Source organism: Megasphaera elsdenii DSM 20460, from assembly GCF_003010495.1.
Classification (GTDB): Bacteria; Bacillota; Negativicutes; order Veillonellales; family Megasphaeraceae; genus Megasphaera; species Megasphaera elsdenii.
In genome coordinates, this window is record NZ_CP027570.1 from 1033597 (window position 1) to 1056789 (window position 23193).

Here is a 23193-nt window from a genome sequence, read left to right on the forward strand (position 1 = left end):
ACGGTCGCCCCTACAAAAATCAAACCTTCACGACAAACGATGAACGACCCACGACAAACGACATGATAAAATGGATTGCCCGATGGCAGAGAAATTTTTCATGCTGCGCCGCCCCAGGGGACGCGGATGTACGTAGAGAACCAGCCGTCTTCACAGGTACAAAGGACGCTGGCATCATAAGTGTCGCGGAAGTGGCCCAGCGATTTCATGCCGATGCCGTGCCCTTTGGCCTGTGTCGTCGGCAGACCGTCTTCATCGAAGGTTACGGTCCCGTCGAAGCGGTTCTTGACCCAGATGTTGAGGACATCGCCTTGGCAGAGGGTAAGCAAGGATAGGGCGCGGTGGCTGTCAGGCTGCTTTTCGCTGGCATGGATGGCGTTTTCGATGAGGTTCGACAAGACGATGGCAAGGTCGGAGCTGAGGGCTGCGTTTTCCTTGGGGATGACGGCTTTGACCGTAATGGGAATGTGCAGGGCTTCTGCCTTGGCCAGATACGTCGACAAGGCAGCGTTGACCAAGGGATTCTGACAATATTGTTTTCGCTTGGTCTGATCCAACTGGGTGCCGATTTCCTTGATGAACTGCAGGGCTTCTTGGGGCTGGTGGGATGAAATGAGCCCTTCCAATTTATCCAGGTAGGCTTTGCGGCTATCGTAGAAGGCCTTTAATTGATCTTGCGAATTAAGCAGGGAATGAGTGTAGTCGCGGCTGGCCTCAATCTGGGCGGTCATATTCTCTACGCGTTCATACATCTTCAAGGTTCGGTCTGCCTGCCGGAGGCCGACACGGATACTGACGGCGATGATGATCAGGGCCAGGAGGAGAATCATCCTGAGCAGGAGCATCTGGTCCATGATGAGGTCCTCCGTATGGGCCAGGATGAAGTACATGTCCAGCAGCAGGAACAGCGGCAGCATGCTGATATATTTCCAGTATTTGTGAGTCGTCAAATAGCGATATTTTACGAAGACTTCGTTGAAATATTGGCGCAGGACCGGAAGCAGGGCCAGGTAGCAGAGAATATAGAACAGCCATTGCGCCGGGTATATCAGGGATGGCAGGATGGGACGGCTGCCCGGGTCGTGGAACAGGGCCAGGAGAATCAAGGCAGACAGGGTATGGATGAGAATGGTGCAGGCCGCACGGATGGAAAAGACGTAGAGATGGCGGAATAAATAGGGCCGGATGGTTGCGATAGCCCAGAGAAAGTGGGGAATCCAGGCGACGACGAAAATCTTTTTGTATAGGGTGAAGCTGTGGTCCCAGGGCCCCCAGATGAACATGTAGAGGAAGAAGAGGAGCTCGATGAGATACAGGGTGGCATATCCGCCCAGGACGCGGATTTTCTGCGTCTGGGACAGCAAGGGCTCAAAGGCATAATATTGGAGCATGGCTGGCGGCATGAGAGCCGTCGTCATCAGGAAAACAGTAAGAATATTGTAAAGCATGGCAGATCACTTCCCATCCATTTGATAGGGTATCGTTATGTACAGGCTGGCCAGGTGTTCATGGAGGTCATAACGGAAGGTAGCCTCATAGGTCAGGGAAAAGGCATTGAGGTCCGGAACGAGCTGACCATACAGTTCTTCCCGGAGAAGGTCTGGCTTATTGTCGGGGATTTCCGGAGGTACTTGGTGTTTGACGTACACCAGCAGTCCCTGGTGTATCGGCGTAGCGCCGATGATGAGCAGGCGCTGGTCTTTGGGCAGGGATAAGAGAATCTGGGCCGATAGGTTGAGGGCTTTAGCCAGGATATGGCCCAAGTCTATTTCAAACGGCAGAGACTGGGGGAAGGGCAGGTCGGCTATGATCTTTGCGCCGGCAATCTTCAGCTTTTCCAGGCCCGGTGTGACCGCCGTGTTGATGGCTTTATTTTTCGTCCACTGCTGCAGCTGGGTCTGGGCGAGTTCTGTATCGATACTTTTTAAAAAGGCCAGTGCCGCCTTCTCATCTCCCTGGCCAATGAGTTCCGAAAGCAGCCGCAGCTGGTGGCGGCTGTCGTGGCGGAAGATGGACATGCGCTTCTGGGCGTCCTGCAAGAGACTCGTATAATTGCTCAAGGCATCCATCTGGGCGGCCAGTAAATGGTTCTTGCGCTGCAAGTCGACCTGATGGGCAATGAGTTTCATCCCCTTGTAGATGATGATGGCGATGAATAGGCCCGCTAAGATATGGAAGACGCGGGGAATGAGGTATTCATGGGCCAGCGGCCCGTCTTTGAGGGACAAGGCGCCAGTGTACATGCTCAGCAAGATGGGAAGCCAGGCGGCATATTTCCAAAAGGCGAGTAATGGGAGCGAACGGTATTTCAGGAATTGCGGTCGAAGAAAATCAGCAGCAAGGGGGAAAAAAGGACATATAAGGCTGTGTACAGTATCAGATAAATGGGCAGATGGGCAAAGAAAGCGCTGCGTGGAATGACGAGCAGCGTCAGATTCATCAATACGGCGTGAATAGTCGTCGTGTAGATGCCCTGCATGCCGGCGACAAACAGGTTCTGATAGGCATAGGGACGGGAAATCAAGGAAAAAGCCAGAAAATAAGGAATCCAGTAAGACAGGAGGAGCTTCTTGTACGATAAGAAGCGGAATTCCAGCCAGCCTGTTTGGAAAAAGGCCAGGAAAAGGACGATTTCAGCTACGAAGATAGCTGCGTAACTGCGCCACACACGGCTTTTTTGCGGCTCCTGCAAAATCGGCCGGAAAGCGAGGTATTGTATACACGTCGGCGGTAAAATGGATAATAAAAAAGAAGCCGTCGTCAATACGATAGCTGACATGCGCCTCACTTCCTTTCCATTTTCATCAAATATGCGATATCTTATTATAGCATATTTGATGAAAATGGCGCATGGGTGTTTCTGGTAAGGTGCATTATAATTTGTAGTTTGTAGGGGCTCGCACGTGGCGAGCCCGCCGGTCATATGTAAGAATCCCGTGGCCGATTTGTGTGGACGGGCGCCCCACGTGGGCGCCCCTACGGAAAAAAGAGGCGCCGCAGATGCGGCAGCCTCTTTTTTCACATCGCCTTGACGGGGACGAGTCCTCGTGAGAGGGAAATGGTCCCGGTCCGGGCGATTTCTAATATTTCATAAGGAGTCAAGACATTGATGAGGGCATTGACGTGGTCTTCGCGCCCTGTGACGCGGAGGATGAGTGAATTTAGGTTTACGTCGACGACTTTGGCGTGGAACAGATTGGCCAGGCTCGCCAGTTCGTCGCGGACCTGCGGCGTATCATAACGGACCTTGATCATGGCCAGTTCGTAGCTGATGAAGGGTGCTTCATCGAGGTTGATGATCTTGATGACGTCGATGAGCTTGGCCAGCTGGCTGATGGTCTGCTTCAATTCTTTGTCGTCTTCGATGCTGATGACGATGTTGAAGCGTGACACATCCGGTTCTTCCGTATAACCGACGGTCAACGATTCGATGTTGATGGCCTTACGGCTGATCAGGCCGGCAATATGTGTCAATACGCCCGGTTTGTTGTCGGACAAAATAGCCAGATGCTGTTTCCTCATCAGGCGTCACCTCCTAAAATCATGTCACTCAGTGCTTTGCCGCCAGGAACGGTCGGGTAGACCCGTTCGTCCTTAGAGATGCGGATATCAATCAAGGCCGGCCCCTGGTGGGCGAAAGCCTCGATTAGGATGGGGATTAACTCATCCTGTTTTTCAATGTGGTACCCTTTGACCCCCATCGATTCGGCGAGCATAGGCAAATCCTTTTTCTTATTGAGCCGGCATTGGGAATAATGCTGGTTGTAGAAGAAGTCCTGGAGCTGGACGATCATGCCCAGCGTATCGTTGTGCAAGACGATGACCTTGACGTCGATGTCGTACTGGGATAACGTCGCAAATTCCTGGCAATTCATGAGGATGCTGCCGTCACCGGAAAAGAGGACGACTGTTTTGTCAGGACAGGCGACTTTAGCTCCTGCCGCAGCTGGCAGGCCGAAGCCCATCGTGCCCAGTCCGCCAGAAGTGATGAAGTGCTTCGGCTCGTCTGTCGTGAAGAATTGGGCGGCCCACATCTGATGCTGGCCGACGTCGGTAATGGCTACGGTGTCGTCATCGCGGGTAATGGCCCGGACGGCGGCGAAAATTGACTGGGGTGAAATGCAGCCTGGACGCGGCGGCGTCGCGAAGGGGTGGTCTTTCTTCAGGATCAGGACGTGCTGACGCCATTCAGAGAAGGCCGTTTCGTAATCGAAGGAGCCTTCTTTCAATTTCTGAGCGAAAATAGGCAGGGACCAGCGGAGGTCGCCTTTGACGCCTAAGTCGATGTCGATGATCTTGTCGATTTCGACATCATCGATTTCAAAATGGATGATCTGGGCATTGGGGGCGAACGTATCGGCCCGGCTGGTCAGGCGTTCGTCAAAGCGGGCGCCTAAAGCGATGAGCAGGTCGCAGCCGGAAATGGCTTTGTTCGATGCGTAAGCGCCGTGCATACCGCCCATTCCCAAGTGGAGCGGATGGGAGTCTGGCAGGGCCCCTTTGCCCATGAGGGTCGTGACGACGGGAATCTTTGTCGTATCGACGATGTCTTCGAGATACTTCGTCGTTTCCGACAAGATGACGCCGCCGCCGACGAGGAAGACCGGTTTCTGGCTGTTGCGGATCATGGCGACGGCCCGGTCTATGTCATAGGTCTGCCCTTTGCTTTCTACTCTGTATCCGGGCAGGTGGACCGTATCGGGATACTCGAAGTCGATTTCTGCTTCCAGGGCATCCTTGGCGATGTCGATGAGGACAGGTCCGGGACGGCCTGTCGACGCAATGTAAAAGGCTTCTTTCAGGACCCGCGGGATAGACGCGGCGTTCTTGACCAAGTAATTGTGCTTGGTAATGGGCGACGTGATCCCGGAAATATCGGCTTCCTGGAAGGAGTCGCGCCCGATGAGGTTCGTCGGGACCTGGCCGCTGATGATGACCATGGGGATAGAATCCATATTGGCTGTGGCAATGCCTGTAACCATGTTGCAGATCCCAGGCCCGGAGGTGGCGATGCAGACGCCGGGCCGGCCGGTAACGCGGGCGTAACCGTCGGCAGCGTGGACCGCACCTTGTTCATGACCGGTAAGGATGTGCCGGAAGTTGTCTTTATACATTTCTTCGTATAGCGGCAGGATAGCCCCTCCGGGATAGCCGAAGACGACGTCGACGCCTTCCCGCTTCAAACATTCCAACACAGCCCTTGCCCCTGTCATTCTCATCATCATTCACCTCTAGCCTTACTCATACTTGCAGAAAAGTTAATTACTATCAATTATATTCTTGAGTTTGATGCTTGAAGTTTGATGTTGAAACTTACTTCAAACTCCAAACATCAAACTTCAAACTATGTCTTAGTCGTTCTGGTCGTTGTTGTGGAGCCACGGCATCATGTCGCGGAGTTTAGCGCCGACTTTTTCAATCGGATGTTCAGCGTGCTGACGGCGCATAGCGAGGAAGTGAGCGCGGCCGCCGGCTTTGTTTTCCAGGAGCCAATCTTTAGCGAAAGCACCGGTCTGGATGTCGGTCAAGACGTCTTTCATGGCTTTCTTGGAATCCTGGGTGATGACGCGCGGACCAGCGGTGTAGTCGCCGTATTCAGCCGTGTCGCTGATGGATTTACGCATCTTGGCCATGCCGCCTTCATACATGAGGTCGACGATCAATTTCATTTCATGGAAGGTTTCGAAGTAAGCGATTTCCGGCTGGTAACCAGCTTCGCAGAGGGTTTCGAAACCGTTGGTGATGAGCTGGCAAATGCCGCCGCAGAGGACTGCCTGTTCACCGAAGAGGTCTGTTTCCGTTTCTTCCTGGAAGGTCGTCTGGATGACGCCGGCACGGGTACCACCGATGCCGCGGGCGTAAGCCAAAGCGATGTCGAAAGCTTTGCCTGTAGCGTCCTGTTCGACAGCGAATACGTCAGGAACACCGCCGCCTTCTGTGAAAGTACGGCGAACGAGGTGGCCCGGGCCTTTCGGAGCGACCATGAAGACGTCGACTGTGGAAGGAGGAACGATCTGTTTGAAGTGGACGTTGAAGCCGTGAGCAAAAGCAAGAGCGCTGCCGTCTTTCAAGTTCGGAGCGATTTCATTTGCATAGACGTCAGCCTGTTTTTCGTCCGGAATCAAGATCATCGTGATATCTGCGTCTTTTACAGCTTCAGGAACGGATTTAACTTCAAGGCCGGCTTCTTTGGCTTTAGCGATGGATTTGCTGCCTTCATACAAGCCGACGACGACGTCGATGCCGCTGTCTTTGAGGTTCAACGCATGGGCATGGCCCTGGCTGCCATAACCGATGATTGCGACTTTTTTGCCTTTCATTACATCCCAGTTTACATCCTGATCATAAAATACTTTTGCCATGATAACATATCTCCTTTGGAATAAAATAAAAATTTTATCGTTGGGATTTAGAGATTTGTCAAAAGAGGCCAACAAAAAAACTCCGCCCCTTCTGTAAGGGACGGAGTATAATTCCGCGATACCACCCTGATTCCCGGTGCATTACTGCAGCCGGACTCTCTACAACGTACCAACATACGCGTTTCTGGTAACGGTGAAATGCCGTCGGCGCCTAATAAAGTTCAGCGTCGATCTTCGGAGAGGAGCTTCATCTGTATCACCGTACTGGCTCGCACCGGCCGCCAGCTCTCTGGAAAGCAATGGTCCAGACTACTTTCTCTCGTCATTAGATTTACAAATATTTCGCTTCACGGTTTGTTCCTTGAAGCTTGAACACATTGTACGCAATTTGGAGACCGATGTCAAGACATATTGCAATAAAATTTTAAAAATAAAACAGGTTAAACGTTAAATGATTAGGCAAGACGTTTTAGCAGTTAGGGATTAGCAGTCAGCCCCTAACCCCTAGCCCCTAGCCACGAACAACGAACAACGAACAACCTAAAAAGGGGTTGTCGCACGAAGGCTTCTGCCATCATGCAAGGGCCCTTTTTCTTAAATGTTTGAGGTTTGATGTATGATGTTTGAGGCGATGGCTTTTAAATTTTGTCCCCTCCACATCAAACTTTCAACTTCAAACTTCAAACTCAAAAAGGGCTTGCCGCTGTGCGACAAGCCTTTTTTCTAATGATGATCAACTGTAAGTTCTTTGAAGCGTTTGGCGACCGGGTCGGTCTTGATGAGTTCTTCCAGGTGTTTCAGTTCTTCTGCTTCTACGGTTTCAGTTGTATCGTAGCTAGGCGGTACGGTCTTAGCCAGGTACAGGCATCTTCTGATGGAGGAGATGCTGACGATGATGACCAGGAGTGCCATGATAGCCGATACGATGAAGAGGAGCCATTCCTGCTTGGGCAGGTAGATGTTGAACATGTTGAGGTAATCAGCCCAGAAGATAACGACGGTCAGGAAAGCCCAGGGGATGATGGTGACCCAGGCAAAGCGGGCTTTACCCATGGAGCAGATGACAACTGTCGAGATGGCCAGGGTGATGATGGCCAGCAGCTGGTTGGATACCCCGAAGATAGGCCAGATAGTGGACAAGTTCCCTTGGAGGACGATGTAACCCCATGCGCCGGAAATCAGAGCCGATGCGATGATAGCGCCAGGCAGCCAATGGGGATCGCCGAACTTCGGCCATACGCGGCCAATGAGTTCCTGGAGCATGTAACGGCCAACACGGGTACCCGCATCGATGATGGTCATGATGAACAGGGCTTCAAACATGATGCAGAAGTGATACCAGTAGTTCATGAGGTGGTCGAGGCCAGGGATGTTGGAGAAGATGAAGGCCATGCCGACAGCCAGGGAAACGGCACCGCCAGGACGATGGGCGACGTTTTCACCGACCATGGCATTCAGCTGGGGCAGGTCGACGACCTGGATGCCCAGGGCCTGGAAATGTTCAGCCGACGAGTTGATAGCGAAATAGTCGTTCGGTACGAGCGAGCAGGCTGCGATCAGAGCCATCATGCCGACGAAGGATTCCGTCAGCATAGCGCCGTAGCCAACAGGCAGGATGGAGCGTTCGTTCATGAGCATCTTCGGCGTCGTGCCGGTAGAAATCATGCAGTGGAAGCCGGAAACAGCACCGCAGGCGATGGTGATGAAGATATACGGCAGGACAGGGCCGGTGATGACCGGGCCGCCGCCAGCGCAGAACTGGGTGATAGCCGGCATCTGGACTGTCGGGCCGACGATGATGATGCCGATGGCCAGGGCGCCGATGGTACCAATCTTCATGTATGTCGAAAGATAATCACGGGGAGCCAGGAGCAGCCATACCGGAAGGGCGGCAGCTACGAAGCCGTAAATGATGAGGGCGATGGAAATGCCTTTGGCGCTGATCGTAAACAGCGGTGCCAGCGTCGGCGAAGCCTGGACGGCCGGGCCAAGGACGACGGCCAGCAAAGTCAGGGCGACACCGATGATGGTGCCTTCTTTAATGCGGCCAGGACGCAGGAACTGCATGTAGAGGCCGATGAAGATGGCGATAGGGATGGTCATGCCGATCGTAAATGTACCCCAAGGGCTGTCGTGCAGGGCGTTGACGATGACGACGGCCATGCCGGCCATGGCCAGGATGTTGAGGAACAAGACGGCAAAGGACGTTGCCAGACCAGTTTTGTCACCGATTTGGGCTTTTGCGATTTCAGCGATGGACTTGCCATCATAACGCATGGAGCAGAAGAGGATGACCATGTCGTGGACGGCACCGGCGAGGACCCCACCGATGAGAATCCATAAGGCGCCGGGCAGATAACCGAACTGAGCGGCAATGACCGGGCCTACGAGCGGGCCGGCACCGGCGATAGCGGCGAAGTGATGGCCGAAGACGACGTACTTATTGGTCGGCACGTAGTCGTGACCGTCTTCGAAGCGGAAGGCCGGTGTGACCTTGTACTGGTTGACCGTCAAGACTTTGGCGGCAATGAAAGCGCCATAGAAACGGTAGGCCAGTACGAATACTAATGCAGAGATGATAACTAAATACAAACCATTCATAAAACAATCCCTCCTTTATAAAATTGTGTGTAGGGTTACTCTACTTCCCACGGATCCGAAGCTATACTTATTCCTTATGGGTATAATATGAATTGTGTATCGCACGAGAAATAAAGTATACACTGTACTTATACATTTACTATAGGACAAAGGAAGGGAAAATTCAAGTTACTTATAGTAAAGATTACATAAATATCATGAATAAAATTCATAATAAATATAATGGAACGTTATAAAATAGCTGTTTTCCTTGCGTAAAGGGCATTTTGAATATATTATCAATGGGCAATAATGCCCTTTATGCATTATTGCCAGCGGCTCATGATTCGTGGTTCGTGGCTCGTAGGGGCTCTCGCACTAGCCACTAGCCACTAGCCACTAGCCACTAGCCAATCGAGTAGGAGGGATTTCTGAGTAGAAATCCCGACCTCTCACACCACCGTGCGTACCGTTCGGTACACGGCGGTTTCCTAGTTTTCGCATACTTGCTTGTAATAGCTCGTCATGGTTATGTAGCCAAGGCGGGCTATTTCTTTATTCGTAAGAACTGAGTTCAGCATTGCCGCTGCTCGCCACGGACCTTTTCGGCAGTTAGCCATTTCCAACACTACCCACTTGGGCGCGCCGTATTGGCTTATCATCCGGTGTTTCGTCCGTACCTTCTTCCATTGTTTCCAGTATATGGTTCGTATTTTGCGTCGAATCCATCTGTCAATTTGAATTAGCAGTTCCTTCATATTCGCTAGTTTAAAGTAATTCACCCATCCCTTTATGAATCGTTTCAATAGAAGGGCTCTCACTTCGTTTCCTTTTCCATTGCTTCGTTTCAATATAAACCGCAAACGGTCTTTCATCTTAGTAATGGATTTCGGATGCACCCGGAGTCGGCATTTTCCATTCTTTCGGTAGAAGCCATATCCCAGATATTTAACATAGCGGATGTGGGCTACGTGCGTCTTATTTCGATTCACCTTGAGAAATAATTTCTTCTCAATATATCGAGTGATGCTTTCCAAGGTCCTTTCGGCACTTCTTCTGCTTTTGCAGAGTATCATGCAGTCATCTGCATAGCGGACAAATTTATGTCCGCGCCGTTCCAGCTCCTTATCCAGCTCATTCAGCATGATGTTACTCAAGAGCGGACTCAATGGCCCTCCTTGGGGAACCCCCTGTTCACTTCGTTCGAACATCCCATGCCGGATAACACCAGCATGGAGATATTGGTGTATCAGCGAGATGACCCGGCCGTCTTTTACGCTCCTTGACAGAACTTCTATCAATTTGCTTTGGCAGACATTGTCGAAAAATTTCTCCAAGTCCATGTCTACGACGTAGACATAGCCCTCATCTGCATAGGCCTGGCATTGTTTCAACGCATCGTGGGCGCCCCGTTTGGGACGGAACCCGAAACTGCTATCTGAAAACTGTGGCTCGTAGATAGGCACAAGAACCTGCGTAATCGCCTGTTGTATCATGCGGTCTACGACCGTAGGGATTCCTAATTTCCGGAATTTCCCTTTTTCCTCTTTGGGTATTTCAACCCGACGGACTGGCTGGGGCTTATATTTCCCATTCCGTATTTGCTGAAGGAGGTCCAGGCGATGTTCCCGCAGGTAGGGTAGAAGTTCATCTACACTCATCCTGTCGACCCCGCCGGTTCCTCGATTAGACTTTACCTTCTTATAGGCACCATTTAAGTTGTCTCGTGATAAAATCTGCTTCAACAGACTGTCCGCTGGCAAGCTTGCAATGATGTCGTTGTGTTCAGCAATCCTCGCATGGGCAGACGCTTCCACATATCCCGGTTGTTCCGCAACCTCTTTTTGTGGACAGCCTTCTTGATGAAGTTTTCTGTCTTTCATTCCATGATTGGTTACTTTCATTAACTAACATCTCCTAGGATTCGGCCCTTTCCTCATGGTCTATAGCCCATAAGGTACTATGGCCTCGGCTGACTCCTCATGATAAATCTTATTTCAACCATGATGTCCAATCTATATGGCACCATCATGTCCATGAGGCCTCCCCGGGTAAGAACGCACTCTTTCTCTCCATGTGTCTGCCACATCTACTATTCATGGTTCCGTGTAGCTATGGGACTTCAACCTGTTAGGCGGCCTTATCCCCATGACTAGCCTTATGTGATTTCTGTTCGTCAGACCAGAGATTTGCCTCGACCTTCCTTCAGATTCCATCTCACGATGGACACCCTTGGTTCTGGCTATAGCCTTCCCGCTACCGGGCGGCTTAGGGACTTTCACCCATTAGAGTGCGCCCATGCCGGGCGCACCTAAAAAAGGCTTGCCGCATACGCGACAAGCCTTTTTATACTCGCTCTTAGTGATGAGCAATCGTCAGTTCCTGGAAACGCTGAGCGGCTTTATCCGTCTTAACGAGTTCCTGGAGATGTTTGAGTTCTTCTGCTTCGACAGTTTCTGTCGTGTCATAGCTGGCCGGTACGGTCTTAGCCAGGTAGATGCATCTACGGATAGCACCGATAGCTACGATGATGACCAGGACAGCCATGATGATGGAGACTGTGAACATCGTCCATTCGCCTTTCGGCAGATAGATTTCAAAGATGTTCAGGAAGTCAGCCCAGAAAATCATGACCATCAGGAAAGCCCAGGGAAGACCTGTAACCCAGAGGTAACGGGCTTTGCCCATGGAGCAGATGACAACCGACGAAATGGAGAGGGCGATGATGGCCAGCAGCTGGTTGGATACACCGAAGATCGGCCAGATGGTGGACAAGTTGCCATTCAATACGAGGTAACCCCATGCTGCGCAGATCAAAGCCGAGGCTACGATAGCGCCCGGTTTCCAGTTCGGGTCACCGAATTTCGGCCATACGTGGCCGACGAGTTCCTGGAGCATATAACGGCCGACACGGGTACCGGCATCGATGATGGTCATGATGAAGAGGGCTTCAAACATGATGCAGAAATGATACCAGTAGTTCATGAGATGGTCGAGGCCAGGCAGGTTGGAGAAGATGTAAGCCATGCCGACAGCCAGGGAAACAGCACCGCCCGGACGATGAGCAACGTTTTCACCGACCATTTCGTTCAGGTGCGGCAGGTCGACGACCTGGATGCCCAGGGCCTGGAAATGAGCAGCCGAAGAGTTGATGGCGAAGTAATCGTTCGGTACGAGGGCGCAGGCTGCAATCAGAGCCATCATAGCGACGAAGGATTCAGTAACCATAGCACCATAGCCGACAGGCAGGATAGAGCGTTCGTTCATGAGCATCTTCGGCGTCGTGCCGGTGGAAATCATGGAATGGAAACCAGAAACAGCACCGCAGGCGATGGTGACGAAGATGTACGGAAGGACTGAACCGGTGATGACCGGGCCGCCGCCAGCGCAGAACTGCGTCGTTGCCGGCATCTGGATCTGCGGGCCTACGATGAGGATGCCGAGAGCCAGGGCACCGATAGTACCGATTTTCATGTACGTAGAGAGGTAATCACGCGGAGCCAGGAGCAGCCATACCGGAAGGGCAGCTGCGATGAAACCGTAGATGATCAAGGCAATGCAAATGCCGTTGTGGCTGATCGTGAACAGCGGAGCCAGCGTCGGCGAAGCCTGGACGGCAGGACCAGCGACGACAGCCAGCAAGGTGAGGACAACGCCGATGATGGTGCCTTCCTTGATTTTGCCAGGACGCAGGAACTGCATGTAGAGGCCGATGAAGATAGCGATAGGAATGGTCATGCCGATGGTGAAAGTACCCCACGGGCTGTTAGCCAGGGCGTTGGCGATAACGACGGCCATACCAGCCATGCAGAGGATATTCAGGAAGAGGACGGCGAAGGAAGTAGCAACGCCTGTCTTCTGGCCAATCTGTGCTTTTGCGATTTCGGCGATGGATTTACCATCGTAACGCATGGAGCAGAAGAGGATGACCATGTCATGGACAGCACCGGCGAGGACACCACCGATGAGAATCCATAAGGCGCCGGGCAGATAACCGAACTGGGCGGCGATGACCGGGCCTACGAGCGGGCCCGCACCGGCGATAGCGGCGAAGTGATGGCCGAAGACGACGTACTTGTTGGTCGGTACGTAGTCGTGACCGTCTTCAAAGCGGAAGGCCGGTGTGACTTTGTACTGGTTCAGCGTCAAGACTTTGGCAGCGATGAACGCACCGTAAAAACGGTAAGCCAGTACGAACACTAAGGCTGAAATAATAACGAGATACAAACCGTTCATACAAAAAGAACCTCCTTTGAGAAATAGTATGCGTGCAACCCTTTCCGTATGAAACAAAATGATACCGACGTACAATGCTTGGAAATGGTATACACTACATTACGCTCCCTTATTATAGAGCACTTTCTCTGAATTGCAAGATGTACACCCAGCATAGTATACTGATTTACTATAACTCAAAATGCATTATTAAATTATAATTTGTTATAGTAAGCGTTTTCATACCATATATAGAGATAAATGCTTAGTTTACATACTAAATGATGTATTTAATTACTAAAAGTCATATAAATAAATACCGACATAGCGATTTTTCATAGGTATTGCGAATCGAAAAGTTAAACCTTTTACCCTAGCCACGGACAGTGGACAATGCTATAATAACCATAGCATTTGAACTCATCTTTTTCCATTATCACAGGAGGTTTTTATCATGTCTCAATCTGACTATACTCTGGTTCTGCCAGCTTTTACCATTGGCGTCCATGCTTATGATGCCATCGGCAAGATTACCTGGCATTTTGGTAAGAAAGTCGTCATCATCGGCGGCAAGACGGCCCTGGAAAAAGCCAAACAGCCGCTCCTCGATGCCATTGCAAAGACGGATTTGCAAGTCCTCGGCGTGCTCTGGTATGGCGACGATGCTACCTATGAACACGTCGACCGCCTGCTCCGTGAACAGGCCGTCCAGGATGCAGACCTCATCTTTGGCGTCGGCGGCGGCCGTGCTATCGATACGTGTAAAGTCGTAGCCGACCGGGCCGATAAGGCTTTATTTGCCTTCCCGACACTGGCTTCCAACTGTGCGCCGTCGACAGCCCTGGCAGTCATGTACAAGGCCGATAAATCCTTTGCTGGCTACTATTATCTCAATCAGCCGCCGGTCCATACCTTCATCAATATGGCCATCATTGCCGATTCGCCGTTTAAATTCTTCTGGGCTGGTATTGGCGACGCCATGAGTAAGGAATGTGAATCGGAATTGGCCAGCCGTGCAGCTGAACATTTCCACACGGTCCTCCTCGGCCGGGCTATCGGCAAGGCTTGCACGGCACCGCTCTTGCAGTATGGCGAACAGGCTTTGGACGATTTCAAGGCCAATAAAATCACCTATGCCCTGCAGCAGGTCGTCCTGGACATTATCATCAGTACGGGCCTCGTCTCTAACTGCACGACCGGTGGTAGTGAGTACTACTACAATTCGTCCCTGGCCCACATGTTCTACAATGCTTCGACAGTCCTGCCGCAAGTCGTCGAAGGTCATCTCCATGGCGAAATCGTCGCCTTTGGCGTCCTGGTCCTGCTGACATACGACAAGCAGTTCGAACTGCGCGACCAAGTAGCGGCTCTCTATAAGAAGTGCCAGTATCCGACGACCCTGGCTGACCTCGACATCAAAGCCGACGAAGTCGACTCCATCGTCGATGCTGCACCGGCCCTGACCGAATGGACCTGCGTCCCTGAACCGATGACCAAAGAGGTCTTCAAAAAGGCCATCATGGATGCAGACGAATTTGGCCGTTCGTTATAATACTTTATATGCTGGACATTTTCGTGTATAATGAATTTTATATAAGATATAGTTTGTAGAATAGAGCTTGTAGTTTGCAGTAAAAGAACTAAAAACTATAAACTACAAACTCGAAAAGGAGCTGTCTTATTGCGACAGCTCCTTTTCAACTCTTTTACGGAGGGGATTATGGATCAAGTATTAGAACAAATCATCAGTGCCATCGAACCGATGGATTTGGCGAAGACGGCAGAGTGCTACCAGCGCCTGGCCAGCTTGACGATTCGTCAGGACAGCAAGTTGTCCTACCTGGCCGGCCGTATCGCCGGCGTCCAAGGGACGCTGCATCCGGAAAAATTGCAGAAAGCCGTCGTCGTCTTTGCTGCCGACCATGCTGTCGATGGCGGGGAAAACAAGACTAACGGCAAGAACAGCAAGGCCGATGCCCTGGAAATCGCTACGGGCCGGGGACCCATCAATAAGGTGGCTCACCGCATCGGCGCCGGCGTCATGCTCCTCGACATGGGACTGGAAGAAGACATTCCCGAATCCCAAGGCGTCCAGGACCTCAAAGTCATGCACGGGAGCCATTTTTGGGCCCGCCAGGATGCCATGAGCGAAGATGAAATGATGGATGCCCTTTTCAGCGGCCTCCAGATCGGCCAGAATCTGGCCGATGAAGGCTATACGGCTGTAGGCTTGGGGAACCTCGGCGAACGGGGCTTGCTGACGGCTTTCATTTTGACGGCTGTCTTTTTCCGGGATCAGCTGGAAGAATTGCCGGAACACATGAAGTCTGGTCAGAAATTAGAGAAATTAAAGCAAATCATCGACCAGCGCCACTTCGATGCGTCCGATCCGCTGGACCTCCTGCGCCGCGCCGGGGCTCCGGACATCGCTGCCATGGTCGGCTTCATCCTTTCGGCGGCCCAACGTAAGCTGCTCGTCATCTTCGACAATGCTGTTACGGGTTCGGCCGTCCTCATCGCCCGCGCCTTATGCCCGACAATCGATGATTATGTCTGTGCTTCGGCCCGTTATCTGGAACCGGTCCATCAGATGCAGATGAAAAAGCTGGGCCTCAAGCCTTTTGTCGAAATGGACCAGAACCTCGACCAGGGCATGGGTTCGGCCATGGGACTGACCATGCTCGACGCATCGGTCCAGATGATGAATGAAAATTTAAAGTGAGGAGTGATTTCCATGAAAACTTTATATCTTGATTGTTTTTCCGGCATCAGCGGCAACATGTTCATCGGTATGCTCATCCAGGCCGGCGTACCCTTTGAAGCCTTTAAACAGGCCATGGCTTCGCTGAATCTGACGGGTTATGATCTCGTATGCCGCAGCGTCAATAAGCTGGGAATCCAATCTATCTATTATAATGTTCTCCTCGAATCAGAAGGTCATGGCCACGAACATCACCATCATCATGACCATGACGGCCATGAACACGCCCATCATGAACACCCTGAGCATCATGATGAAGGGCAGGGCCACCTCGTCGATACGACAGGCCATCATCACCACCATCAGCACCGGGGCCTGCCGGAAATCACGAAGATCATCGAAAGCGCCCCTATCGATGAAGATATCAAGGCCAAGAGCCTGGCCGTCTTCCAGGCCCTGGCTGAAGCCGAAGCCAAGGTACACGGCGTGCCGGTCGACCAGATCCATTTCCATGAAGTCGGCGCTATCGACTGCATCCTGGACATCGTCGGTACGGTGTGGTGCTTGAAGTATTTGGGCATCGAACAGGTTGCCGCATCGCCTATCCATGCGGGAAGCGGCTTTGTCCGCTGCGCGCACGGTATCATGCCCGTACCGGCACCGGCAACGGCGGAACTCCTGGCCGGGATTCCCTGGTACGCTACGGACATCAAAGGAGAACTGGTCACGCCGACCGGCGCGGCCTTAGTGAAAGTCCTGGCCCATGCCGGCGTCCGCCCGAAAGATTTCGTTTATGATACCGTAGCTTACGGGGCTGGTACGAAAGACCTGACCATCCCCAACGTAGTCCGCGGCTTCATCGGACAGGCGGAAGATATTTCGTAGTTCGTTCGTCGTTTATCGTTTATCGTTCGCCGTTCATCATAGGGGCCATCCCAAAGGGCGGCCCGCCTGATTCCGCTGCCATGGCGGGACGCCCTCTAGGCGTCCCCTACAGAAAAAATGCTGACCGCATATGCGGCCAGCATTTTTTTCTTGACAAATCTCTGACGTCATGGTATTATAATCAAGTACTGTGACGGGCGCAAGGCCCGCCGGAATACAGCGTTGACATATCAATCCCGATGTGATATACTTAACAAGTCGTCATGCGGAAGTAGCTCAGTGGTAGAGCATCACCTTGCCAAGGTGGGGGTCGCGAGTTCGAGTCTCGTTTTCCGCTCCATTTCCTTCGGGAAGCTATTGTTCCTCAATAGCTCAGTTGGTAGAGCAATCGGCTGTTAACCGATTTGTCGTAGGTTCGAGTCCTACTTGAGGAGCCATACAGGGGTGTCGCCAAGCGGTAAGGCAACGGACTCTGACTCCGTCATTCGTAGGTTCGAATCCTACTACCCCTGCCAAACATGATCCACTAGCTCAGTTGGCAGAGCACCTGACTTTTAATCAGGGTGTCCCGAGTTCGAATCTCGGGTGGATCACCACATTCCACATTACGTGGCCCCTTGGTCAAGCGGTCTAAGACATCGCCCTTTCACGGCGAGAACATGGGTTCAAATCCCGTAGGGGTCACCACACCATGGGCGATTAGCTCAGCTGGGAGAGCGCCTGCCTTACAAGCAGGATGTCAGCAGTTCGATCCTGTTATCGCCCACCAGAAAAAAAGACCTGTCACTTTGTGACAGGTCTTTTTGCGTTGTTAGTTGTTAGTGGCTAGTGGCTCCCCTGTGAAGGGGAGCTGGCGCCGCAGGCGTCTGAGGGGTTCTGCCCATGACGAGTGATTTGCCGCCACGGATTGCGACCTGCGGCCTGCGGTCTGCGGGCCGCCCTTTGGGCGTCCCCTACAGTGAACAATATAAAATACGTATCACATTAGCCTGCGGATTGCACAATTTGCATAATCTATTTCTTCTGCTCATTTTATATATGCGTAATAATATGTTTGATTCCTATAAGTTTTGTATTATAATGGATGGTAGCGATAGGATATTTTCCTTAGCCTAAGGACATATTCCTAATTATTTTCTAAGAACTTACAAGGAGTGGTACCCAAATGAGATTTACAGAAGATTTGAAAGCCCGCGTTTCCAAAGCACAGAAAAAAATCGTCCTTCCGGAAACGAACAGCCGTCGTGTATTGAAAGCTGCTGAACGCGTTTTGGCTGATGGTTTTGCTAAAATCGTTCTCGTAGGTAAACTGGAACAGATTAAGAAAGATGCTGCTAAATTCCAGATCGATCTCACCGGTGTCGAAGTTGTCGACCCTGAAACTTACTATCGTATGGACGAACTTTGCGCTTACTTCGCAAAACGTCGTGAAAAGAAAGGCATGACCCTGGAAAAAGCTCGTGAAATCATGCTCAACAACTACACCTTCTTCGCAGCTGGCCTCGTTGCTCTCGGTGAAGCTGACGGCTGCGTATCCGGTGCTGCTACGACTTCTGCTGAAGTTATCCGCGCTGGCCTTCAGGTCATCGGCCCCCGTCCTGGCAACAAAACCGTATCTTCCGCTTTCATTCTCTTGACCAACACTCCGCAGTATGGTGATAACGGTATCCTCGTACTCGGTGACTGCGGCGTTATCCCCAACCCGACGTCGGAACAGCTCGCTGATATCGCTTGCATCTGCGTAGAACGTGCTCGTCGTACCGTTCAGATCCTCAATCCGAAAGTTGCTTTCCTTTCCTACTCCACCAAAGGTTCTGGCGCTGGCGAATCCGTCGACAACGTACGCCATGCTGTTGAAATCCTGAAAGAACGCAACGTCGACTTCGACTTCGACGGCGAACTCCAGGCTGACGCTGCTCTCGTACCGGAAGTTGGCGAACACAAAGCACCGGGCTCCAAAGTTGCCGGCCATGCTAACGTCCTCATCTTCCCGAACCTCGATGCTGCTAACATCGGTTACAAGATGGTTCAGCGTTTCGCTAACGCAACGGCTCTTGGCCCCTTGGTCCAGGGCTTGGATAAACCTATCCTCGACTTGTCCCGTGGCTGCTCGTCTGAAGACGTTGCTGACGTCGTCGCTGTATGCTGCTCCGATGCCATCACAGCTGACCTCTACAAAAAAGAACGTGCTCAGCAGCAGTAATTGCTGGCTGAATTAAAAAAGGGGCTGTCGCATTAAGCGAACAGCCCCTTTTGTAGGTGCGCCCGGCATGGGCGCACTCTAATGGGTGAAAGTCCCTAAGCCGCCCGGTAGCGGGAAGGCTATAGCCAGAACCAAGGGTGTCCATCGTGAGATGGAATCTGAAGGAAGGTCGAGGCAAATCTCTGGTCTGACGAACAGAAATCACATAAGGCTAGTCATGGGGATAAGGCCGCCTAACAGGTTGAAGTCCCATAGCTACACGGAACCATGAATAGTAGATGTGGCAGACACATGGAGAGAAAGAGTGCGTTCTTACCCGGGGAGGCCTCATGGACATGATGGTGCCATATAGATTGGACATCATGGTTGAAATAAGATTTATCATGAGGAGTCAGCCGAGGCCATAGTACCTTATGGGCTATAGACCATGAGGAAAGGGCCGAATCCTAGGAGATGTTAGTTAATGAAAGTAACCAATCATGGAATGAAAGACAGAAAACTTCATCAAGAAGGCTGTCCACAAAAAGAGGTTGCGGAACAACCGGGATATGTGGAAGCGTCTGCCCATGCGAGGATTGCTGAACACAACGACATCATTGCAAGCTTGCCAGCGGACAGTCTGTTGAAGCAGATTTTATCACGAGACAACTTAAATGGTGCCTATAAGAAGGTAAAGTCTAATCGAGGAACCGGCGGGGTCGACAGGATGAGTGTAGATGAACTTCTACCCTACCTGCGGGAACATCGCCTGGACCTCCTTCAGCAAATACGGAATGGGAAATATAAGCCCCAGCCAGTCCGTCGGGTTGAAATACCCAAAGAGGAAAAAGGGAAATTCCGGAAATTAGGAATCCCTACGGTCGTAGACCGCATGATACAACAGGCGATTACGCAGGTTCTTGTGCCTATCTACGAGCCACAGTTTTCAGATAGCAGTTTCGGGTTCCGTCCCAAACGGGGCGCCCACGATGCGTTGAAACAATGCCAGGCCTATGCAGATGAGGGCTATGTCTACGTCGTAGACATGGACTTGGAGAAATTTTTCGACAATGTCTGCCAAAGCAAATTGATAGAAGTTCTGTCAAGGAGCGTAAAAGACGGCCGGGTCATCTCGCTGATACACCAATATCTCCATGCTGGTGTTATCCGGCATGGGATGTTCGAACGAAGTGAACAGGGGGTTCCCCAAGGAGGGCCATTGAGTCCGCTCTTGAGTAACATCATGCTGAATGAGCTGGATAAGGAGCTGGAACGGCGCGGACATAAATTTGTCCGCTATGCAGATGACTGCATGATACTCTGCAAAAGCAGAAGAAGTGCCGAAAGGACCTTGGAAAGCATCACTCGATATATTGAGAAGAAATTATTTCTCAAGGTGAATCGAAATAAGACGCACGTAGCCCACATCCGCTATGTTAAATATCTGGGATATGGCTTCTACCGAAAGAATGGAAAATGCCGACTCCGGGTGCATCCGAAATCCATTACTAAGATGAAAGACCGTTTGCGGTTTATATTGAAACGAAGCAATGGAAAAGGAAACGAAGTGAGAGCCCTTCTATTGAAACGATTCATAAAGGGATGGGTGAATTACTTTAAACTAGCGAATATGAAGGAACTGCTAATTCAAATTGACAGATGGATTCGACGCAAAATACGAACCATATACTGGAAACAATGGAAGAAGGTACGGACGAAACACCGGATGATAAGCCAATACGGCGCGCCCAAGTGGGTAGTGTTGGAAATGGCTAACTGCCGAAAAGGTCCGTGGCGAGCAGCGGCAATGCTGAACTCAGTTCTTACGAATAAAGAAATAGCCCGCCTTGGCTACATAACCATGACGAGCTATTACAAGCAAGTATGCGAAAACTAGGAAACCGCCGTGTACCGAACGGTACGCACGGTGGTGTGAGAGGTCGGGATTTCTACTCAGAAATCCCTCCTACTCGATTTCGTTTGGCGTGGTCCGTTTGCCGAAAATTCTCGCAGCTGCAAGAAAAATGATATCTGCATACAGCAGATTGTTAAAAATTTTAAACCTTCACGGCAAACGAGCCACGACCCACGGCAAACGACGTGAACCAAGGGATTGTGCATGATGGCAAAAGCCTTCGTGTGACAATCCCTTTTTGTAGTGAAAGGCGCCCCCTACAGCGATGAACGATGAACGACCAACGACGAACGATCATTTATACCGTACGCGGCGGTTGCCGACGACCATGGTCGGGCTCAGGGTGCGGTAGACCATGTAGGTGAAGAACATGAAGCCGAAGAGGAAGACCAAGGCGTATTCGTCTGTGAGCGGGGCGTCTTTGGTGAAGTACCAGGCACAGGCCAGGGTCAGGATGAGGCTGGCGTACATGGAAATGGTGACGCACCACGTCCGCTGGCCGCGGTCGCGCATCTTATAGAAATCGTGGAATTTGACGTACATGGCGATGGTCCAGGTGACGAGGACGACAGCCAGTACGATGGGGACGATCAAGGGAAGGGGCAGATATGAGGATACGAGAACGAGGAGCATAAGGGCAAAGGTGCTGAGGAAAATCCCTTCCTGGCGTTTCAAATCCTGGCTGGAATCATCAGGGACAGCCGGGCGGTTACGACGAGACATGAGTCATCATCCTTTCTATAGCATTATGTCTCATTATAGCATAGGTTGACTTTCTTTCAACATTATGATAGCGTGAGGAGGTAAGGGCCGCCGTACAAAGGTGTTCGTCATTAACGATGGGACCTTTACTCTCTTTGTTTGATGTTTGACGTTTGATGTTTGGGAATACGGTTTTTTAATTTAAAACCATTTACATCAAACATCAAACTTTTAACTTCAAACGTAAAAGGATGTGTGATTATGCATGCAGTAAAGACATATGATGTCATTATCATCGGGGCTGGTCCGGCCGGTATTTTTACGGCCCTGGAACTGGCCGATAAAGGATTTAAGATTCTCATGGTCGAAAAGGGGCAGGACATACGGGAGCGCATTGCGACGAGCCTGAACAAGAAGGCCCTGCCCAAAGACCGGATGCGCAATGTCGTCTGTGGCTGGGGTGGTGCCGGTGCCTTCAGTGACGGAAAATTGACGCTGACGACGGAATACGGCGGCAACCTCGACGACTACATGTCCAAGGCCGACCTCATGGACAAGATTCGTTACGTCGATGACGTCTACTGCCGTTTCGGCGGTGCCGGCCGTAAAGTCTATGGCGATGAAAACAAAGACCACATCCGCGACATCAAGCGCAAAGCTGCCGCAGCGGACCTGCGTTTCATCCCGGCCCGTATCCGCCATCTCGGGACCGACGTCAACGCTCAGATCCTGACTAACATGCGCGATTTCCTGGAAGGGAAAGTCGACATCATGGCCGATACGGCTGTAGACCATATCGTGGAAGAGAAAGGCGAAATCAAAGGCGTCCTCATCGATGACCAGTTCTATGCCTGCCGTTATCTGGTCAGTGCTCCCGGCCGGGAAGGGTCGGAATGGTTTGTCCATGAAGTCGAAAAGATGGGCCTCAAACTGACGTCCAATGCCGTCGACATCGGCGTCCGCGTAGAAATGCCGGCAGAAGTCCTGGAAACGATTACCGACGTCGTCTATGAATCGAAGCTCATCTATTTCAGCAAATCCTTTGACGACCGGATCCGCACGTTCTGCATGAATCCCTATGGCTTCGTCGTCGAAGAGAATAACGATGGCCTGCTCACGGTCAACGGCCACAGTTATGCCCACAAGAAGAGTGAAAATACGAACTTCGCCATCCTCGTCTCCAAGAAGTTCACGGAACCCTTCCATGAACCGATTAAATACGGGAAGTACATCGCCAATCTGGCCAACATCCTCGGCGGCGGCGTCATCGTCCAGCGCCTGGGCGACTTCCTCGATGGCCGCCGGTCGACGCCGGAACGGATCCAGCGGGGCCTCGTCCGGCCGACCATGCCCGATGCGACACCAGGTGATTTATCGCTGGTCCTGCCGTACCGCCATATGCTGGACATCAAGGAAATGCTGGAAGCCCTCGATGCCGTCGCTCCTGGGGCCAACTCGCGCCATACCTTGTTGTACGGCGTAGAAGCCAAGTTCTATTCCAACCGCCTGGAATTGAGCCACGTCCTGGAAACGAAGATTCCCAATTTCTTTGCCATCGGCGACGGCGCCGGCATCACCCGCGGCCTGGTACAGGCGTCGGCAGCAGGTGTAACTGTCGGTCAGGAAATTTTGCGGCGGGAAGAAACGTAAT

Annotated in this window: 16 protein-coding genes, 6 tRNA genes and 1 other annotated feature; of the genes, 12 read left to right on the top strand and 10 right to left on the bottom strand. The window is 51.6% G+C overall.

Annotated features, from left to right (window positions below; all coding sequences use genetic code 11):
- Positions 1–98 precede the first annotated feature (98 nt).
- The 9 genes from C6362_RS04805 to C6362_RS04840 all read right to left on the bottom strand — a co-directional run bounded on the left by C6362_RS04805 (position 99) and on the right by C6362_RS04840 (position 13178).
- Complete coding sequence (locus tag C6362_RS04805) at positions 99–1448, bottom strand: sensor histidine kinase (RefSeq protein WP_014015622.1); 1350 nt, start codon at positions 1446–1448, stop codon at positions 99–101.
- Between the two features lie 6 nt (positions 1449–1454).
- Positions 1455–2252, bottom strand: a complete 798-nt coding sequence (locus tag C6362_RS12100; protein ID WP_255411313.1) for a hypothetical protein — start codon at positions 2250–2252, stop codon at positions 1455–1457.
- 56 nt (positions 2253–2308) lie between these two features.
- Entirely contained in the window at positions 2309–2779 is a 471-nt protein-coding gene (locus tag C6362_RS12105) for a hypothetical protein (protein WP_255411314.1), read from the bottom strand.
- Between the two features lie 239 nt (positions 2780–3018).
- Positions 3019–3522 carry an acetolactate synthase small subunit gene (gene ilvN, locus C6362_RS04815; RefSeq protein ID WP_014015624.1) on the bottom strand — a complete coding sequence of 168 codons (504 nt, stop codon included), beginning with the start codon at positions 3520–3522 and terminating at the stop codon, positions 3019–3021.
- Positions 3522–5219 carry a biosynthetic-type acetolactate synthase large subunit gene (gene ilvB, locus C6362_RS04820; protein WP_041647418.1) on the bottom strand — a complete coding sequence of 566 codons (1698 nt, stop codon included), beginning with the start codon at positions 5217–5219 and terminating at the stop codon, positions 3522–3524. Before ilvB ends, ilvN begins: the two co-directional genes overlap by 1 nt.
- A 132-nt stretch (positions 5220–5351) precedes the next feature.
- Positions 5352–6362: a ketol-acid reductoisomerase gene (gene ilvC, locus C6362_RS04825; protein ID WP_014015626.1), complete on the bottom strand. Its 1011-nt coding sequence runs from the start codon at positions 6360–6362 to the stop codon at positions 5352–5354.
- Positions 6363–6455: 93 nt separating this feature from the next.
- Positions 6456–6697 (bottom strand) — a binding site (T-box leader).
- A gap of 388 nt (positions 6698–7085) precedes the next feature.
- Complete coding sequence (locus C6362_RS04830; protein WP_014015628.1) at positions 7086–8963, bottom strand: carbon starvation CstA family protein; 1878 nt, start codon at positions 8961–8963, stop codon at positions 7086–7088.
- 470 nt (positions 8964–9433) lie between these two features.
- On the bottom strand, positions 9434–10825 hold the full coding sequence (gene ltrA / locus C6362_RS04835; protein ID WP_198407942.1) for a group II intron reverse transcriptase/maturase: 1392 nt from the start codon (positions 10823–10825) through the stop codon (positions 9434–9436).
- A gap of 475 nt (positions 10826–11300) precedes the next feature.
- On the bottom strand, positions 11301–13178 hold the full coding sequence (locus C6362_RS04840; protein WP_014015630.1) for a carbon starvation CstA family protein: 1878 nt from the start codon (positions 13176–13178) through the stop codon (positions 11301–11303).
- 433 nt (positions 13179–13611) lie between these two features.
- On the opposite strand from C6362_RS04840, the gene C6362_RS04845 reads away from it, so the two are divergent.
- From C6362_RS04845 to ltrA (C6362_RS04900), 11 genes are all read left to right on the top strand, one after another.
- Entirely contained in the window at positions 13612–14709 is a 1098-nt protein-coding gene (locus C6362_RS04845; protein ID WP_014015631.1) for an iron-containing alcohol dehydrogenase family protein, read from the top strand.
- Positions 14710–14877: 168 nt separating this feature from the next.
- Entirely contained in the window at positions 14878–15879 is a 1002-nt protein-coding gene (locus tag C6362_RS04850) for a nicotinate-nucleotide--dimethylbenzimidazole phosphoribosyltransferase (protein ID WP_014015632.1), read from the top strand.
- Positions 15880–15891: 12 nt separating this feature from the next.
- The gene (larC, locus tag C6362_RS04855) at positions 15892–16743 is read left to right on the top strand and encodes a nickel pincer cofactor biosynthesis protein LarC (protein WP_014015633.1); all 852 of its coding nucleotides are present in this window, start codon (positions 15892–15894) and stop codon (positions 16741–16743) included.
- 265 nt (positions 16744–17008) lie between these two features.
- Positions 17009–17083, top strand: a tRNA-Gly gene (locus C6362_RS04860).
- A gap of 21 nt (positions 17084–17104) precedes the next feature.
- Positions 17105–17180, top strand: a tRNA-Asn gene (locus tag C6362_RS04865).
- A gap of 3 nt (positions 17181–17183) precedes the next feature.
- Positions 17184–17258, top strand: a tRNA-Gln gene (locus C6362_RS04870).
- Between the two features lie 5 nt (positions 17259–17263).
- Positions 17264–17339 (top strand) — tRNA-Lys (locus C6362_RS04875).
- A gap of 15 nt (positions 17340–17354) precedes the next feature.
- Positions 17355–17430: transfer RNA gene (locus tag C6362_RS04880), tRNA-Glu, on the top strand.
- Between the two features lie 6 nt (positions 17431–17436).
- Positions 17437–17512: transfer RNA gene (locus C6362_RS04885), tRNA-Val, on the top strand.
- 396 nt (positions 17513–17908) lie between these two features.
- A complete protein-coding gene (pta, locus tag C6362_RS04890) occupies positions 17909–18946 on the top strand; it encodes a phosphate acetyltransferase (protein WP_014015634.1) in 1038 nt (345 codons plus the stop codon).
- A 484-nt stretch (positions 18947–19430) separates the two neighbouring features.
- On the top strand, positions 19431–20822 hold the full coding sequence (gene ltrA, locus C6362_RS04900) for a group II intron reverse transcriptase/maturase (RefSeq protein ID WP_198407942.1): 1392 nt from the start codon (positions 19431–19433) through the stop codon (positions 20820–20822).
- Positions 20823–21134: 312 nt separating this feature from the next.
- Here ltrA (C6362_RS04900) and C6362_RS04905 read toward each other — a convergent pair whose 3' ends face one another.
- Positions 21135–21563 carry a hypothetical protein gene (locus C6362_RS04905; RefSeq protein ID WP_014015635.1) on the bottom strand — a complete coding sequence of 143 codons (429 nt, stop codon included), beginning with the start codon at positions 21561–21563 and terminating at the stop codon, positions 21135–21137.
- A 240-nt stretch (positions 21564–21803) separates the two neighbouring features.
- On the opposite strand from C6362_RS04905, the gene C6362_RS04910 reads away from it, so the two are divergent.
- The gene (locus tag C6362_RS04910) at positions 21804–23192 is read left to right on the top strand and encodes an NAD(P)/FAD-dependent oxidoreductase (RefSeq protein ID WP_014015636.1); all 1389 of its coding nucleotides are present in this window, start codon (positions 21804–21806) and stop codon (positions 23190–23192) included.
- The last annotated feature ends 1 nt before the right edge of the window (position 23193 follow it).

Bases quoted from the DNA above. Each gene is read 5' to 3' on its own strand.
- C6362_RS04805 (WP_014015622.1), bottom strand. From the start codon at position 1,448: ATGCTTTACAATATTCTTACTGTTTTCCTGATGACGACGGCTCTCATG.
- C6362_RS12105 (WP_255411314.1), bottom strand. From the start codon at position 2,779: ATGTCAGCTATCGTATTGACGACGGCTTCTTTTTTATTATCCATTTTA.
- ilvN (WP_014015624.1), bottom strand. From the start codon at position 3,522: ATGAGGAAACAGCATCTGGCTATTTTGTCCGACAACAAACCGGGCGTA.
- ilvB (WP_041647418.1), bottom strand. From the start codon at position 5,219: ATGAGAATGACAGGGGCAAGGGCTGTGTTGGAATGTTTGAAGCGGGAA.
- ilvC (WP_014015626.1), bottom strand. From the start codon at position 6,362: ATGGCAAAAGTATTTTATGATCAGGATGTAAACTGGGATGTAATGAAA.
- C6362_RS04830 (WP_014015628.1), bottom strand. From the start codon at position 8,963: ATGAATGGTTTGTATTTAGTTATCATCTCTGCATTAGTATTCGTACTG.
- ltrA (WP_198407942.1), bottom strand. From the start codon at position 10,825: ATGAAAGACAGAAAACTTCATCAAGAAGGCTGTCCACAAAAAGAGGTT.
- C6362_RS04840 (WP_014015630.1), bottom strand. From the start codon at position 13,178: ATGAACGGTTTGTATCTCGTTATTATTTCAGCCTTAGTGTTCGTACTG.
- C6362_RS04845 (WP_014015631.1), top strand. From the start codon at position 13,612: ATGTCTCAATCTGACTATACTCTGGTTCTGCCAGCTTTTACCATTGGC.
- C6362_RS04850 (WP_014015632.1), top strand. From the start codon at position 14,878: ATGGATCAAGTATTAGAACAAATCATCAGTGCCATCGAACCGATGGAT.
- larC (WP_014015633.1), top strand. From the start codon at position 15,892: ATGAAAACTTTATATCTTGATTGTTTTTCCGGCATCAGCGGCAACATG.
- pta (WP_014015634.1), top strand. From the start codon at position 17,909: ATGAGATTTACAGAAGATTTGAAAGCCCGCGTTTCCAAAGCACAGAAA.
- ltrA (WP_198407942.1), top strand. From the start codon at position 19,431: ATGAAAGACAGAAAACTTCATCAAGAAGGCTGTCCACAAAAAGAGGTT.
- C6362_RS04905 (WP_014015635.1), bottom strand. From the start codon at position 21,563: ATGTCTCGTCGTAACCGCCCGGCTGTCCCTGATGATTCCAGCCAGGAT.
- C6362_RS04910 (WP_014015636.1), top strand. From the start codon at position 21,804: ATGCATGCAGTAAAGACATATGATGTCATTATCATCGGGGCTGGTCCG.